This is a genomic window from Tritonibacter mobilis (assembly GCF_001681715.1).
GTDB lineage: Bacteria > Pseudomonadota > Alphaproteobacteria > Rhodobacterales > Rhodobacteraceae > Epibacterium > Epibacterium mobile.
In genome coordinates this window covers 138,128-152,110 of sequence record NZ_LNWY01000005.1, presented here as the reverse complement: position 1 = coordinate 152,110, position 13,983 = coordinate 138,128, and the positions used below count along the sequence as shown (strand labels likewise).

The following is a 13,983-nucleotide window of genomic DNA, read 5'->3' as shown; positions in this document are numbered from 1 at the left end:
GTCACATGAAGTCTCTAAAAAGGCTATTTAGACCCGATTCAATCGCCGTCATTGGTGGCGGAACCTGGTGTTCGGCAGTGATTGAGCAATGTCGCAAAATGGGATTTGCAGGTGATATCTGGCCTGTGCATCCAAAGGCCGAGGAGGTTGCGGGTCTGCCTGCGTACCGGGATATTGAGGCACTGCCCTTCGCACCGGATGCCAGTTTCATCGGGATCAACCGGCTTGCCACCATTGATGTGGTCAAAGCGCTGTCAGCGCGTGGAGCAGGTGGGGCGGTTTGTTTTGCGTCCGGGTTTTTAGAGGCCGAGGCTGAAGACAGCGAAGGGGCTGGTCTTCAGCAACGCTTGCTGGAAGCAGCGGACGATATGCCTGTCTTGGGCCCCAATTGCTACGGCTTTATCAATTATCTCGATGGAGCGCTCCTTTGGCCTGATCAGCATGGTGGACAGCGGGTGGAAAAAGGTGTGGCGATTGTCACCCAAAGTTCCAATATTGCGATCAACCTGACGATGCAGAAACGTGCCTTACCGCTGGCCTATGTTGTGACCTGCGGAAATCAGGCGCAGACGGGCTTGGCAGAGATCGGTGAGGCGCTGTTGGAGGATGATCGCGTCACGGTTCTCGGCCTCCACATTGAGGGGTTTGGCGACCTGCGCGCGTTTGAGGCGTTGGCGCTGAAAGCGCGTCAGTTGGGAAAGCAGATCGTCGCCCTAAAGGTTGGCCGATCCGCACAAGCGCGGGCCGCAACAGTGTCACATACCGCTTCATTGGCAGGAGGGGATGCCGGAGCCGGTGCATTGTTGGCACGACTTGGCATCCCGCGTCTTTATGATCTGCCGTCTTTTCTGGAAACCTTGAAGCTGATGCATGTGGTTGGACGCCTGCCCTCGACCCGCATCGCGACAATCAGTTGCTCCGGGGGCGAGGCAAGCCTTGCTGCCGATACGGCGCACGGGCGCGGTGTCAGCTTGCCGGCGCTGAATGACCGACAGCGCACCGATTTGCGTGCCGCGCTTGGCCCTATGGTCGCGCTTGCAAACCCGCTCGACTATCACACTTATATCTGGCGTGACGTTGACGCGATGACGCGGGCTTTCTCTGCCATGGTTGATCCGCAATTGGCGATGACGCTTCTTGTGGTGGACTTTCCGCGTGGTGATCGTTGTGATCCGTCAGACTGGGAGTGCGTCACTCAGGCAGCCATTGCGGTGCGGCAGCAAACAGGTCAGCCCATCGCGATAGTTGCGTCCTTGCCAGAGCTGTTGCCCGAAGACGTAGCCGAACAGCTTCTTGCGGCGGGCGTAGTGCCGATGTTGGGATTGTCTGAGGCGATGTCTGCGGTTGAGGCTGCGGGGCTTCCCTTGCCGGAACTGGCTCATCCGTTGCTGCTTCCTACTAAGAGCCACCCCGATCCGGATCTGGTGCCCGAGGGCAAAGCCAAGGCGTGGCTGGCGCGATTTGGGCTACGCGTGCCGCGCTCCAAACCGGCCCGCAGTGTGGTTGCAGCCCGCGCGGTCGCCGCCGATATCGGCTATCCAGTGGTGCTCAAGGGCGAAGGTATCGCCCATAAAACAGAAGAAGGCGCGGTCAGGCTGAACCTCACTTGCGGCCAAGACGTGAGCGATGCCGCGGTTGCCATGCCGACAGACCGGTTTCTGGTCGAAGAGATGGTCACCGGCGCGGTGGCGGAATTGCTCGTCGGTGTCGTCAAAGACCCTGCACATGGGTTTGTGCTGACACTGGCGGCTGGTGGTACGCTGACAGAGATCATGCAAGACAGCGCCTCCGTGTTGTTGCCGGCCTCGGATGCAGCACTGAACACGGCGCTCGACAGTTTGCGCATCGCGCCGTTGTTGTCCGGGTATCGCGGTGCGCCGCCAGCGGATCGTGCTGCGATTCTACGCGCCATTCGCGCGGTTGAGGCCTATGTGGTTGCGGAGGCTGAAGGCCTTGAAGAAATCGAAATCAACCCGCTGTTGTGTACCCCGTCCGACGCGGTGGCCGCAGATGCGCTGATACGCAGAAAGGATATGTTGCGATGACTGAGCACACGCCGGTTAAGACCCGCCGCGAGGGCGCCGTTTTAGAGGTGACGTTGGACCGGCCCAAGGCCAATGCCATTGACCTTGCAACCTCGCGCATGATGGGCGAGGCGTTTCAGGCTTTTCGCGATGACGATGAACTGCGCGTGGCCATCATCACGGGCGGTGGCGAAAAATTCTTCTGTCCCGGTTGGGATTTGAAGGCTGCAGCGGGCGGTGACGCGGTGGACGGCGATTATGGCGTTGGTGGCTTTGGTGGACTGCAGGAGCTGCGCGACCTCAACAAACCGGTGATTGCTGCGGTGAACGGTATTGCCTGTGGCGGCGGGTTGGAGCTGGCGCTTTCTGCGGACATGATCCTCGCCGCGGATCACGCCAGCTTTGCTTTGCCGGAAATCCGCTCCGGCACTGTGGCGGATGCGGCGTCGATCAAGCTGCCCAAGCGCATTCCTTACCACATTGCGATGGAGCTTTTGCTGACGGGCCGCTGGTTTGACGCCGAAGAAGCGCAACGTTGGGGGCTGGTGAACGAGATCCTCGCGGCGGATCAGTTGATGGACCGCGCGTGGGAGCTGGCCCGCCTCTTGGCCTCTGGCCCGCCACTGGTCTATGCGGCGATCAAGGAGATCGTGCGCGATGCCGAAGACGCCAAATTTCAGGATGCGATGAATCGTGTCACCGGTCGGCAGCTGCGCACGGTGGATGTGCTCTATGGGTCTGAGGATAACCTAGAAGGTGCCCGCGCCTTTGCGGAGAAACGCGACCCGGTCTGGAAGGGGCGCTAAGACAGAATGGGTTACGCTGGCAGGATGTCCTTGTGCCTGTCAGCGAGCGCTTCGGCAGCGTCGCGCACCACCTCGGCAATGTTCTGCAGGTGCGGGGCGAGTGGGCTGGTCTTACGCCAGACCATACCGATGGTGCGGCCCGGCTCTTCTCCGGGGAAACGGGCAAGTGAGACTGGCGCAGAGCGGGTTTCGACAGGAACCGCCATCTCTGGGATGATGGTGACCCCAATGCCCGCGCCGACCATCTGGACCAGCGTGGACAATGAGCTGCCATCCAGCCCGTCGCGCGGTAATACTGGGCGCAGGCTGCAAAAGGACAAGGCTTGGTCGCGGAAACAATGACCTTCTTCCAGCAACAGCAGCTTCATCTCCCGCATACCCTCGGGTGAAGGAACAGGCGCATCTGCGTCTTCGGCCTGACGGACCAGCACAAATTTCTCCTCAAAGAGCGCGGTTTCCGTAAGTCCCGGCTCTGAAACGGGCAAAGCGACGATAGCCGTGTCCAGACGCCCATCCAGCAGCTCAGTAATCAGCCGCTGGGTCAGCGTCTCGCGGATGTGAACATCAAGCCCTTCGTGTTTGGCATTCAAGTGTTGGATCAAAGTGGGCAGCAGGTATGGGGCAACGGTTGGGATCACTCCGATCCGCAAACGCCCGACCATCCGGTCTTGGGCCACGCGTGCCAGATCGCCCAACTCATCCACCGAACGCAGGATCACGCGCGCGCGCTCGGCAAATTCCTGCCCGAACCCTGTCAGCCGCACATGTCGCGCACTACGTTCAAACAGAACGATGCCCAGTGTTTCCTCCAATTCCTTGATCTGCACAGACAAGGCCGGTTGCGAGATTGCACAGGTGTCTGCGGCACGGCCAAAATGCCCATGCCGGGTCAGGGCCTCAAAATAACGGAGCTGTTTGAGCGTAATATTCATCATAGGTTTTTCTTATCGTTGCCATGAAAAAATGCAACTTAGAATAATTCTGAACCTTTGCTAGGGTCATCACCAAGGGCAGATGCCGGGCACTGAGATTCGCCAAATTGCGGATCAATCCGGCTTGCCCACTAAGGTCACAATAGTCCCCACCATGGACAATTTCTGGAGGAAGATATGGACGGACAAGATATTGGAGCAGGCGGCGGTTGCCCGTTTTCCGGTTCAAACACCAACAAGGGGCGTAGGTCCAATCGCGATTGGTGGCCAAACCAGCTGAACCTCGCGATCCTGCATCAGCATCAGACACGCCAGAACCCGTTGGGCGAAGACTTCAACTATGCCGAGGCCTTCAAGGGGCTCGATCTTGACGCGGTCAAGAAGGACCTGATCGCCTTGATGACCGACAGTCAGGACTGGTGGCCCGCGGATTATGGCCACTATGGCGGGTTGATGATCCGCATGGCATGGCACTCGGCGGGTACCTACCGGACCGCAGACGGTCGCGGGGGGGGGGCCACCGGGACCCAGCGTTTCGCACCGCTGAACTCCTGGCCGGACAACGGCAACCTCGACAAGGCCCGCATGCTGCTGTGGCCGATCAAGAAGAAATACGGCAACGCCCTGTCCTGGGCCGACCTGATGATCCTCGCCGGCAACTGCGCGATTGAATCCATGGGGTTGAAGCCCTTTGGCTTTGGTGGTGGTCGTGCCGATGTTTGGGAACCCGAAGAAGACATCTATTGGGGGGCCGAGGACGAATGGCTCGCCACATCGGATCACGAACAGGCACGGTATTCCGGTGATCGCGAACTGGAAGACCCGCTGGCTGCGGTGCAGATGGGCCTGATCTACGTGAATCCCGAAGGGCCCGACGGCAACCCGGATCCCATCGCCTCCGGTCGTGACATTCGCGAAACCTTTGCGCGTATGGCGATGAATGACGAGGAAACTGTGGCCCTGACCGCTGGTGGCCACACCTTCGGCAAGGCGCATGGCAACGGCCCGGTCGAGGCCGTCGGCCCCGAACCCGAAGCCGCGCCGATTGAGGCAATGGGGCAGGGCTGGCTCTCGTCGCATAAATCCGGCAAGGGCGTCGACACCATCACCTCTGGTATCGAGGGCGCATGGACGTCCAACCCGATCCAGTGGGACATGGGCTATTTCGACGTGCTGTTTGGTTATGACTGGGAATTGACCAAATCCCCTGCTGGCGCGTGGATTTGGCATGCCAAGGACCTCAAGGACGAGGACCACGCCCCCGAGGTGGATGGTTCCGGCAAGAAGGTTCCGATCATGATGACCACCGCCGATATGGCGATGAAGATGGACCCGATCTACGGCCCGATCTCCAAGCGCTTCCACGAGAACCCGGAAGAGTTTGCCGATGCTTTCAAGCGCGCATGGTTCAAACTGACCCACCGCGATATGGGACCAAAGGCTTGCTACCTTGGCGCAGATGTCCCCGCCGAAGATCTGATCTGGCAGGATCCGGTGCCCGCCGTGGATCATGCTCTGATTGACGATGCAGATGCGGCGTCGCTGAAGGCTGAAATTCTGGCCTCCAGCCTGTCGGTTCAGGAGCTGGTCTATGTGGCATGGTCATCGGCCTCCACATTCCGTGGCTCGGATAAGCGCGGTGGCGCCAATGGTGCACGCATCCGTCTGGCACCGCAGAAAGACTGGGCGGTAAATGAGCCTGCAAAGCTGGAGAAAGTCCTCGGCGTGCTGGAAGGTATTCAAGCGTCCTTCAACGGTTCGGCAAGTGGCGGCAAAAAAGTGTCACTGGCGGATCTGATCGTTCTGGCGGGTTCGGCAGCTGTTGAGAAGGCCGCCCAGGATGCCGGTCATGACGTGACCGTGCCATTTACACCGGGCCGCACCGACGCCACCGACGCGCAGACCGATGTCGAAAGCTTCGACGTGATGGAGCCGCAAATCGACGGGTTCCGCAACTACGCGCCGAAGAAATTCTCGGTCTCGACCGAGGAAATGCTGGTCGACAAAGCACAGCTTCTGACCTTGTCTGCTCCAGAAATGGCAGTGCTGGTTGGCGGTTTGCGTGCAATCGGTGCCACCTACGGCGACAGCGCGCATGGGGTTCTGACCACCCGCAAGGGCCAGTTGACAAATGACTTCTTCGTCAACGTGCTGGACCTGAACACCAAATGGACGGCCACGGATGACAGTGGTGAGGTGTTTGAGGGTGCGGATCGTGCCACCGGTGATGTGAAATGGACCGGCACCCGTGCTGATCTGATCTTTGGCTCCAACTCGCAGCTGCGCGCGATCTCTGAGGTCTATGCGCAGGACGACAACGCTGGCAAAATGGTTGCCGATTTTGTCAACGCGTGGGTCAAGGTGATGGAGCTCGACCGTTTCGATCTGAAGTGATCTTCACACGTTCATGAGCATGGAAAAGGCGTCGCATGTCGCGGCGCCTTTTTATTATCAGACTTATTTATTCTATGGCTTCAAAAAGTGCCGCACTGCCAATGCCACCCGCAGCGGCAATTGCTGCAAGGGCAGGGGCATCACCTGTCCGCAAGGCATGAAACAGCCGCACGACAAGGATCGCACCGGATGCCCCAACCGGATGCCCTTGCGCCAATGCTCCACCAGCGGGGTTTACGATCTTATCAGACAGATGGGCGCCGCGGATGCAGGCCAGCGCCTGAACTGCAAAGGCTTCCATAATCTCGGCCCGCTGTAGGGTTTTGTGATCTACGTCTGCGCGTTTCAGCACGTGTTTGATGGCAGAGATTGGGGCAAGGCCGGGTTGATCGGGTACCGCGCCAAGGGTTGCGCCCTCGATCAGGGTCAGCCCCCGCATATTTAGGCGTTTTGCCATTTGGTCGCTGACAATGACCACAAATGCCGCTGCATCCGCTGCAACCGCCATATTTGCGGCTGTGATATCACCGCTCACAACTCTGGCCCGCTCGCAATGGCGCGACGTCAAATTGCGGGTGAAGGCATCCTCGGAAACATCACTTACTGGAGTGATTTCACGCATGCGGCAGGTCGCATGTGACAAAGCAAGCGCATGGCTGCGCTGGGCCCATGCGTCTTGTTCTGCGCGCGTGATACCAATCTTGCGTGACAGTTCCGCCGCCGCCTGAGCCATGTCTGGGTCGCGTTCTGGCCAAGGTGTAAATCGGGCTTGTGAGTAGGGCTCGGGCGGGCGTCCATCAGCAAAGGTGCGGCTGCGCAGCGGGCGGCGGGAGTAACTCTCAGCGCCACCGGCGATGACCACCTTATGGTGTCCTGCCTGCACCAAGGCATGCCCGAGCAGGATCGCATCAAGCCCGCCTGCACATTGGCGATCTATGCTGAGCCCGGCCACATGTTCGGGTAAACCCGCTGCCAATGCTGCAATTCTGGCGGGGTTACCACCCCCGGCAAGTGCATTTGACAGGATCAACTCTCCGACCTCATGTGCCGCAATACCTGCATCTGCAAGGCAGGCGCGAATAACTGGTGAGGCCAGCTCATGCGGCTCTAATAAGGCAAATTTCCCACCCTTTGGCACCACAGCCGTTCTGCGCGCAGCAATGATCCGTGGCATCAGGATGCGTCCCACATGCGCTTTAAGGTTTGCAGGTCAGGTTTGCCCGCAGCCAGCATCGGAATGGACTCAACTACATGGAACTCACGCGGGACCGCATGGCCGCCGATTTCGGCGCGGCACAGATGCCTGAGTGCGTTCAGATCAGCGCTCCCCTGAACAACCGCCACGATTTGATGCCCGCGCAGTTCATCAGGAAAAGAGAGCGCAACCGCCATCTCCACGCCATCAGCGCGCATTAAGACAGCTTCGATCTCTTCGGGAAATACGTTTTTGTCGGCGACCGTGACCATGCGGTTACGCCGCCCCTTCGGGTAAAGATTTCCAGAAGCATCGAGCCTGCCCATTTCGCCAATGGAAAGCCACCCCTCCTCCCAGCGGGTTTCAGCGCTGTGACCTTCTGCATAGCCGTCAAAGACAAACGGGCTGCGGATCCAGATCTCACCCACGCCGTTCGCATCGGCATCCGTGACCTTAATCTCGACACTCGGGTAGGGCTTGCCAACAGAACCCGCCGGTGCATCCGGGCCTGCAAGGGTCATGTAGCTTGTCTCCGTCGCGCCAAAGATCTCATGAATGTTGCAGTGTGGGAGCAGGTGCATCAAGTTTGACCGCGTGTCATCGTCAAGCTTGCCGCCAGATGAAAACAGCAGCCGGACGTGAGGCAGGTACTTCTCTTCTGCCGCACGCAATAGCAGGCGTAGCTGTGCTGGCGTGGCATATAGCACCGTTACCCCCAGCGTCTCCAGCTGCTCCAGTTGCCTGCGCGGCCCGCTCCCGCCAAGCATCGCCAGATCCGCACCGATATGGCAGGCGGAGACGGCTGCAAATAAGGTCAGTGAGTGAGAGAGGTTGCCGAGGCTCGCGTAGACATCCCCTGAGTGGAGCGCAAATATCTCTCGATCCATCTCGAAGCTGCTGATCCAACTGTGCGGCGTGCGTCGAATGGTTTTGGCAAAACCGGTGGAGCCAGAGCTTTGACAATAGAGCCACTGCACCGGCTCTGGACGGATCTCGATGGGAGTGTCGCTTGGACGTGCGAGAATGGAGTGTCCTTCACGCAGCGCCAGCAACAATTCCGACAGCCCCTTCACGTCTGGTGTCAGGACTCGTGTCTCTGGCGAGAGTTGAAATCTGTCGTGGCTGTTGGTCATTGTTCGTCTCACGTGTCCCTATCAGCGCAAGGTATCGCTGGATCGGGGCCGGGAACAGACCTCAGGTGAATTTGCGAAACAGGCGCGTACGGTCGAAAGCGGCTTCCAACTCGTCCGTGCGTGCTTTGACCGTCTCCCAGTGATCCTCTTGGATCTTGGCGATTATGCTCTCGATCAACAAAAGAAGTGCTACGCCGGAATCCCATGCGGAGGGGACAGCAATACGTGCGGCAAAGGTGAACTTTGCCACTTTTTGGATCGGAGAGCGCCACTGATCGGTGAGCAGAACAACCTGCACCCCGCGCTCATGCGCCATTTCGGCAAGCAACAGCGTGGCATTTTCATAGCGGCGGATGTCAAAAAGAATCAGCGTATCACCGGGCAAGAGGTCCAGAACTGAGTGTGTCCATGAGGCACGCGGTGGGATCATGAAGACATCTCTTCGCACCATTTGCAGGTGCAGGTAGAAGTTCTGCGCGAGCGTTCCACTTAGTCTTCCGCCTGCGATATGCACCCGCCGATCTGTGTCTGCCAATAGTGTGCAGAGCGTATCAAACTCATCGAGATTTACGTTTTCCAGCGTCGCCCGAATGTTGTCGTAAACACCGACCGCGTACCGGTTCAGCATATGGGATTCTGGCAGATCGGGAGTCTGTTCTGCGCGTTTTTCCACTGGGTTAGAGATGATTTCGCGTAACTCTTCCCGCAGGGCATGTTGAAATTCCGGATACCCCGAGAACCCTAGTTTTTGCACCATACGCGCCACCGTGGGCGTGGAGACCTCAGCCAGTTCGGCAAGCTCCGTGATGCTGCCGAGGCCAGGAATTGGGTAGTTGTCCAGAATAGCTGCCGATAGTTGCCGCTCTGCGCGTGTCAGGTCAGATTCACGTGCTTTGAGTTTCTCGGCGATCGTCGGCATCCACGGCCCTCCTGCTCGTGTTTTTAGCATTTTATTACAGGTTTGATCGTGATGAAAGAATTTTTACAGAAAGTATATTGACAGAAGGGGGCAGGCTGAAGAGCATGCTTCATATGAATACGGATACCCTTGCCTCTGACTTCGGTCCCTCCTTCGCCAAGACGCCCTCCGCTGCAAATGCGGAGGTTATCATTGTCTGTGAACATGCTGCCAATTGGATTCCAACACAGTTGGATGCGCTGGGCTTGGATGATGAGGTCCGTCAGAGCCACATCGCCTGGGATCCTGGTGCACTGGGTGTGGCGCGCAAGCTGGCTGAACTGTTGCAAGGGCCACTGATTGAGGGGTGTATTTCGCGGCTGGTCTATGATTTGAACCGCCCGCCTGAATCGCCGACAGCGATTCCCGCAACCTCAGAGATTTTCGACGTTCCCGGCAACCGCGACCTTTCGGATGCGGCGCGCGCGCAGCGGGTGGAGGCGGTCTATGAACCGTTCCGCGCCGCTTTGGCCGCGGAAATCGCCGCCCGCAAAACGGCACTGCGCCTGATGGTTACGGTGCACAGCTTCACCCCGGTCTACAAGGGCGAAACCCGCGCGGTGGAACTGGGTCTGCTGCACGGCCGCGATGACCGCTTTGCGCAGGCGATGCTGGCGCATCAACCCGAGGGCCTGCAATGGAATACGCGCCTCAATGAACCCTACAGCGCCAGCGACGGCGTCGCCCATACGCTGGATATGCACGGTTGCGACAACGGATTGCTGAACGTGATGCTCGAGATCCGCAACGATCTGATTGCCACAGCGGATCAGCAGGACCATTGGGCTGCGGTGCTCGCGCCTTGGATTCGCGCCACTCTGGAGGAGAGGTTCGCATGATCGGAGCCATGCTGGGATATGTACGAGTGGTGGATGCGGTGAACTATCGCATCGGCCGCCTGATGATGTGGGGGCTGTTTGCGATGATGGGGATCCTCCTGTGGTCCTCGATCTCCAAGACCTTCTTTCTGCCTTCGCTCTGGACGCTGGAAATGGCCCAGTTTGCGATGGTCACCTACTACATTCTCGGTGGCCCCTATTCGATTCAGATCGGGTCAAACGTGCGTATGGATCTGTTCTATCACAACTGGTCGACGCGTCGGAAAGCCTGGTTTGACGCCTTCACCGTGCTGGCGCTCATCACCTATCTGGGCATTCTGTTCTACGGCGGCCTCGGCTCCACGGCCTATTCCTTAGGCTATTGGGGCGACAATCCCTTTGCCTTCTTCTGGGGTTTGATCACCGGGGCTGAGGAAGTGGGTCATATGGAGCGTGCCTCCACCGCGTGGCGCCCCTTCATCTGGCCGATCAAATCCATCATGGTCTTCGGCTTTTTCCTGATGCTGTTGCAGGCCATCTCGGAACTCTTCAAAGACATTGCCCGCCTCAAGGGCCACGACATCCCAAGCGAGCGCCTCTCATGAGCCAGGAATATATCGCCATCTTCATGTTTGCATCGATGATGCTGATGCTCTTCACCGGGCAGCGCGTCTTTGGTGCGATCGGTGCCGTTGGGGCCGTGGCGGCGCTCCTGCTCTGGGGCGTGGGGGGGTACGATATCCCGTTCTCAGCGGCGATGAAGCTGATGAAATGGTATCCGCTGCTGACGCTGCCGATGTTCATCTTCATGGGCTACGTGCTGAGCGAGAGCCGCCTCGCCGATGACCTTTACAAGATGTTCCATGTCTGGATGGGGCCGATCAATGGCGGTCTCGCAATCGGCACCATTGGTCTGATGGTTCTGGTTTCGGCGATGAACGGTCTGTCGGTCGCGGGTATGGCGATCGGCGCCACGATCGCGCTGCCGGAGCTGCTGCGCCGTGGCTATGACAAAACCATGGTGACCGGTGTTATTCAGGCCGGGTCTTCGCTCGGCATTCTGGTGCCGCCCTCGGTGGTGCTGGTGCTCTATGCGATGATCGCGCGCCAGCCGGTGGGGCAACTGTGGCTTGCAGGCGTGTTGCCGGGGCTGATGATGGCGGGCCTGTTCATCATCTACATCTGGCTGCGCTGCAAGGCGAACCCGGCGCTCGGTCCTGCGATGGAAGATGCCCATGAGGTGCCGCGTGCCGAGAAACTACGCCTCCTCGGGGCCGGTGCTCTGCCGCTCTTGATCTTTGCCGCGATGATGGTGCCTTTCGTGAATGGCTGGACCTCGCTGGTGGAAAGCTCCGCCATCGGTGCGCTGACCGCGCTGGCTGCATCCATTGCTAAGCGGCGCATGACGTGGAAGATCTTTGAATCCTGCACCAAGAACACGCTGGCGATTTCCTGCATGTTCATGTGGATCATCCTTGCAGCGCTTGGTTTTGGCGCGGTGTTTGACGGGCTTGGTGCCGTGAAGGCCATCGATAGCCTGTTCACCGAGCAGCTGGGCCTCAATCCTTGGATGATCCTGATCCTGATGCAGCTCAGCTTCATCATCATGGGCACCTTCCTTGATGATACCGCGATGCTGGTGATTGTGGCACCGCTCTATGTGCCTCTGGTTGCGGCACTTGGCTTTGATCTGGTCTGGTATGGCGTGCTCTATACGATCACCACCCAGATCGCCTATATGACGCCTCCCTTCGGCTACAATCTGTTCCTGATGCGGGCTATGGCCCCGCCAGAGATTTCGCTTACCGATATCTACCGCTCCATCGTGCCCTTTGTGGCGATCATGGTTGTAGCGCTCGGAATCATCATGGTGTTCCCGCAAATCGCGCTCTGGCTGCCGGAGACCGTGTATGGCAAGTGAGGCGCCCCTTCTGACGCCATTGGCGGAGGATATCTGGATCGTAGATGGCCCGACCATCGACTTTTACCGGATCCCTTTCCCGACGCGGATGACGGTCATTCGGCTGGCCAACGGGGATCTGTTTTTGCACTCGCCCATTAACTGGACACCAGAACTGGCAGCGGCACTTGAAGAGCTGGGGCCGATCCGGCATCTGGTCTCGCCAAACTGGATTCACTACGCCTATATCGGGGACTGGGCGGCTCGCTATCCTGAGGCCACCAGTTGGGCGTCACCGGGAGTGCGCGCACGTGCAGAAAGCCGGAATGTAAAGATTACTTTCGACCGAGATTTGGCCGAAGCACCCGCGCCTGAATGGGCAGAGGACTTAGACCAACTCATTGTCGAGGGAAGTAAGGTTCACACTGAGGTCGTCTTTTTCCACAAAAAGAGCCGCACGCTTGTGCTGACTGACCTCATTGAGAACATGCACGCAAAGGATCTGCCCTTGTGGGTGCGGCCCTTTGCATGGGTTGCGGGAATTCTCGCGCCCCACGGAAAAATGCCGCTGGACATCTGGATGTCCTTCACAGGCGGTCGGGACAAATTGCGCAATGCACTGACCCGTATGCTGGATTGGCACCCCAAAATCGTCGTGCTCGCGCATGGCGACATCCTTCGCGAGAATGCACCGCAACGGCTCCGGGAAGGATTCAGACGGCTGAAGCCCTGCGCACACAGCCATTGAACCAAGTCCGACAGAGGAGACTGAAAGACATGACAACACGTCGTAATTTTCTAAAGACCACAGCGCTGGGCGCTGCGGCTGCGCCACTGGCTGCCCCGGCTCTGGCTTCCGGCAAAATCACATGGCGTATGCAGACCTATGCAGGTCCTGCGCTTGCGGCTCATGTGATTGATCCGGCGATCGAGATGTTTAACAAGATCGCAGGCGACCGCATGCAGATCGAGCTGTTCTACGCCGATCAGCTTGTCCCAACCGGCGAGCTGTTCCGCGCCATGCAAAAAGGCACGATTGATGCGGTGCAGTCAGATGATGACTCCATGGCGTCGCCGACCGAAGTCACCGTCTTTGGCGGCTACTTCCCATTTGCATCCCGCTATTCCCTCGACGTGCCCGTGCTGTTTAACCAATACGGCCTCAATGAGATCTGGGACGCGGAATATTCCAAAGTTGGCGTCAAGCATATCTCTGCCGGTTCCTGGGATCCCTGCCACTTTGCCACCAAAGATCCGATCAACTCGCTTGAGGATCTCAAAGGCAAGCGGGTCTTTACCTTCCCGACTGCGGGTCGTTTCCTGAGCCAGTTTGGCGTGGTGCCTGTGACCCTGCCGTGGGAAGACATCGAAGTTGCGATGCAGACCGGCGAGCTGGATGGCGTTGCGTGGTCCGGGATCACCGAGGACTACACCGTGGGTTGGGCCGATGTGACCAACTACTTCCTGACCAACAACATTTCCGGTGCATGGGCGGGGAGCTTCTTTGCCAACATGGATCGCTGGAATGAGCTGCCTGAGGATCTACAGGCTCTGTTCCGCGTCTGTACAGATCAGTCGCACTACTACCGTCAGTGGTGGTACTGGGGTGGCGAGGCGTCTTTGCGCGTGAATGGCGACAAGCTGAAGCTCACATCGATCCCCGATGCCGAATGGCAGCAGGTCGAAGACGCCGCCGTGAAGTTCTGGGACGAAATCGCCGCCGAGTCCGAGACCAAGGCAAAGGTCGTGGAAGTCTTCAAAAAATACAACGCCGATATGGCGAAGGCTGGTCGTCCGTACCGCTACGGCTGATCGCAACAATA

12 protein-coding genes are annotated in these 13,983 nt (G+C 58.6%); 8 read left to right on the top strand and 4 right to left on the bottom strand.

Annotation, left to right across the window (positions count from 1 at the left end; translation table 11 throughout):
• Window positions 1-5: 5 nt before the first annotated feature.
• Window positions 6-2,045: an acetate--CoA ligase family protein gene (locus tag UB90_RS04765; RefSeq protein WP_065325361.1), complete on the top strand. Its 2,040-nt coding sequence runs from the start codon at window positions 6-8 to the stop codon at window positions 2,043-2,045.
• A complete protein-coding gene (locus tag UB90_RS04760; RefSeq protein WP_065325360.1) occupies window positions 2,042-2,830 on the top strand; it encodes a carnitinyl-CoA dehydratase in 789 nt (262 codons plus the stop codon). The genes UB90_RS04765 and UB90_RS04760 overlap by 4 nt, the downstream gene beginning before the upstream one ends.
• An 11-nt stretch (window positions 2,831-2,841) precedes the next feature.
• Here UB90_RS04760 and UB90_RS04755 read toward each other — a convergent pair whose 3' ends face one another.
• Window positions 2,842-3,765: a hydrogen peroxide-inducible genes activator gene (locus tag UB90_RS04755; protein WP_065325359.1), complete on the bottom strand. Its 924-nt coding sequence runs from the start codon at window positions 3,763-3,765 to the stop codon at window positions 2,842-2,844.
• Window positions 3,766-3,939: 174 nt separating this feature from the next.
• On the opposite strand from UB90_RS04755, the gene katG reads away from it, so the two are divergent.
• Window positions 3,940-6,156 (top strand): catalase/peroxidase HPI, encoded by a 2,217-nt coding sequence (katG, locus tag UB90_RS04750; protein WP_065325358.1) that lies wholly within the window; start codon window positions 3,940-3,942, stop codon window positions 6,154-6,156.
• Between the two features lie 67 nt (window positions 6,157-6,223).
• Here the strand turns inward: katG and UB90_RS04745 are convergent, their stop codons facing one another.
• The 3 genes from UB90_RS04745 to UB90_RS04735 form a co-directional block, all read right to left on the bottom strand.
• On the bottom strand, window positions 6,224-7,330 hold the full coding sequence (locus UB90_RS04745) for a thiolase family protein (RefSeq protein WP_065325357.1): 1,107 nt from the start codon (window positions 7,328-7,330) through the stop codon (window positions 6,224-6,226).
• Window positions 7,330-8,484 carry an AMP-binding protein gene (locus UB90_RS04740; protein WP_065325356.1) on the bottom strand — a complete coding sequence of 385 codons (1,155 nt, stop codon included), beginning with the start codon at window positions 8,482-8,484 and terminating at the stop codon, window positions 7,330-7,332. The genes UB90_RS04745 and UB90_RS04740 overlap by 1 nt, the downstream gene beginning before the upstream one ends.
• Window positions 8,485-8,545: 61 nt before the next feature.
• Window positions 8,546-9,403 carry a MurR/RpiR family transcriptional regulator gene (locus tag UB90_RS04735; protein ID WP_065325355.1) on the bottom strand — a complete coding sequence of 286 codons (858 nt, stop codon included), beginning with the start codon at window positions 9,401-9,403 and terminating at the stop codon, window positions 8,546-8,548.
• A 113-nt stretch (window positions 9,404-9,516) separates the two neighbouring features.
• Here UB90_RS04735 and UB90_RS04730 point away from each other — a divergent pair, with 113 nt between their 5' ends.
• The 5 genes from UB90_RS04730 to UB90_RS04710 are packed head-to-tail and all read left to right on the top strand — an operon-like array spanning window position 9,517 to window position 13,972.
• On the top strand, window positions 9,517-10,281 hold the full coding sequence (locus UB90_RS04730) for an N-formylglutamate amidohydrolase (protein WP_065325387.1): 765 nt from the start codon (window positions 9,517-9,519) through the stop codon (window positions 10,279-10,281).
• Window positions 10,278-10,865, top strand: a complete 588-nt coding sequence (locus tag UB90_RS04725; protein WP_065325354.1) for a TRAP transporter small permease subunit — start codon at window positions 10,278-10,280, stop codon at window positions 10,863-10,865. Before UB90_RS04730 ends, UB90_RS04725 begins: the two co-directional genes overlap by 4 nt.
• On the top strand, window positions 10,862-12,181 hold the full coding sequence (locus UB90_RS04720; protein WP_009177391.1) for a TRAP transporter large permease: 1,320 nt from the start codon (window positions 10,862-10,864) through the stop codon (window positions 12,179-12,181). Before UB90_RS04725 ends, UB90_RS04720 begins: the two co-directional genes overlap by 4 nt.
• The gene (locus UB90_RS04715; protein WP_065325353.1) at window positions 12,171-12,908 is read left to right on the top strand and encodes a DUF4336 domain-containing protein; all 738 of its coding nucleotides are present in this window, start codon (window positions 12,171-12,173) and stop codon (window positions 12,906-12,908) included. The genes UB90_RS04720 and UB90_RS04715 overlap by 11 nt, the downstream gene beginning before the upstream one ends.
• A gap of 29 nt (window positions 12,909-12,937) precedes the next feature.
• On the top strand, window positions 12,938-13,972 hold the full coding sequence (locus UB90_RS04710; protein WP_005616007.1) for a TRAP transporter substrate-binding protein: 1,035 nt from the start codon (window positions 12,938-12,940) through the stop codon (window positions 13,970-13,972).
• The last annotated feature ends 11 nt before the right edge of the window (window positions 13,973-13,983 follow it).

Bases quoted from the DNA above. Each gene is read 5' to 3' on its own strand.
- UB90_RS04765 (WP_065325361.1), top strand. From the start codon at position 6: ATGAAGTCTCTAAAAAGGCTATTTAGACCCGATTCAATCGCCGTCATT.
- UB90_RS04760 (WP_065325360.1), top strand. From the start codon at position 2,042: ATGACTGAGCACACGCCGGTTAAGACCCGCCGCGAGGGCGCCGTTTTA.
- UB90_RS04755 (WP_065325359.1), bottom strand. From the start codon at position 3,765: ATGATGAATATTACGCTCAAACAGCTCCGTTATTTTGAGGCCCTGACC.
- katG (WP_065325358.1), top strand. From the start codon at position 3,940: ATGGACGGACAAGATATTGGAGCAGGCGGCGGTTGCCCGTTTTCCGGT.
- UB90_RS04745 (WP_065325357.1), bottom strand. From the start codon at position 7,330: ATGCCACGGATCATTGCTGCGCGCAGAACGGCTGTGGTGCCAAAGGGT.
- UB90_RS04740 (WP_065325356.1), bottom strand. From the start codon at position 8,484: ATGACCAACAGCCACGACAGATTTCAACTCTCGCCAGAGACACGAGTC.
- UB90_RS04735 (WP_065325355.1), bottom strand. From the start codon at position 9,403: ATGCCGACGATCGCCGAGAAACTCAAAGCACGTGAATCTGACCTGACA.
- UB90_RS04730 (WP_065325387.1), top strand. From the start codon at position 9,517: ATGAATACGGATACCCTTGCCTCTGACTTCGGTCCCTCCTTCGCCAAG.
- UB90_RS04725 (WP_065325354.1), top strand. From the start codon at position 10,278: ATGATCGGAGCCATGCTGGGATATGTACGAGTGGTGGATGCGGTGAAC.
- UB90_RS04720 (WP_009177391.1), top strand. From the start codon at position 10,862: ATGAGCCAGGAATATATCGCCATCTTCATGTTTGCATCGATGATGCTG.
- UB90_RS04715 (WP_065325353.1), top strand. From the start codon at position 12,171: ATGGCAAGTGAGGCGCCCCTTCTGACGCCATTGGCGGAGGATATCTGG.
- UB90_RS04710 (WP_005616007.1), top strand. From the start codon at position 12,938: ATGACAACACGTCGTAATTTTCTAAAGACCACAGCGCTGGGCGCTGCG.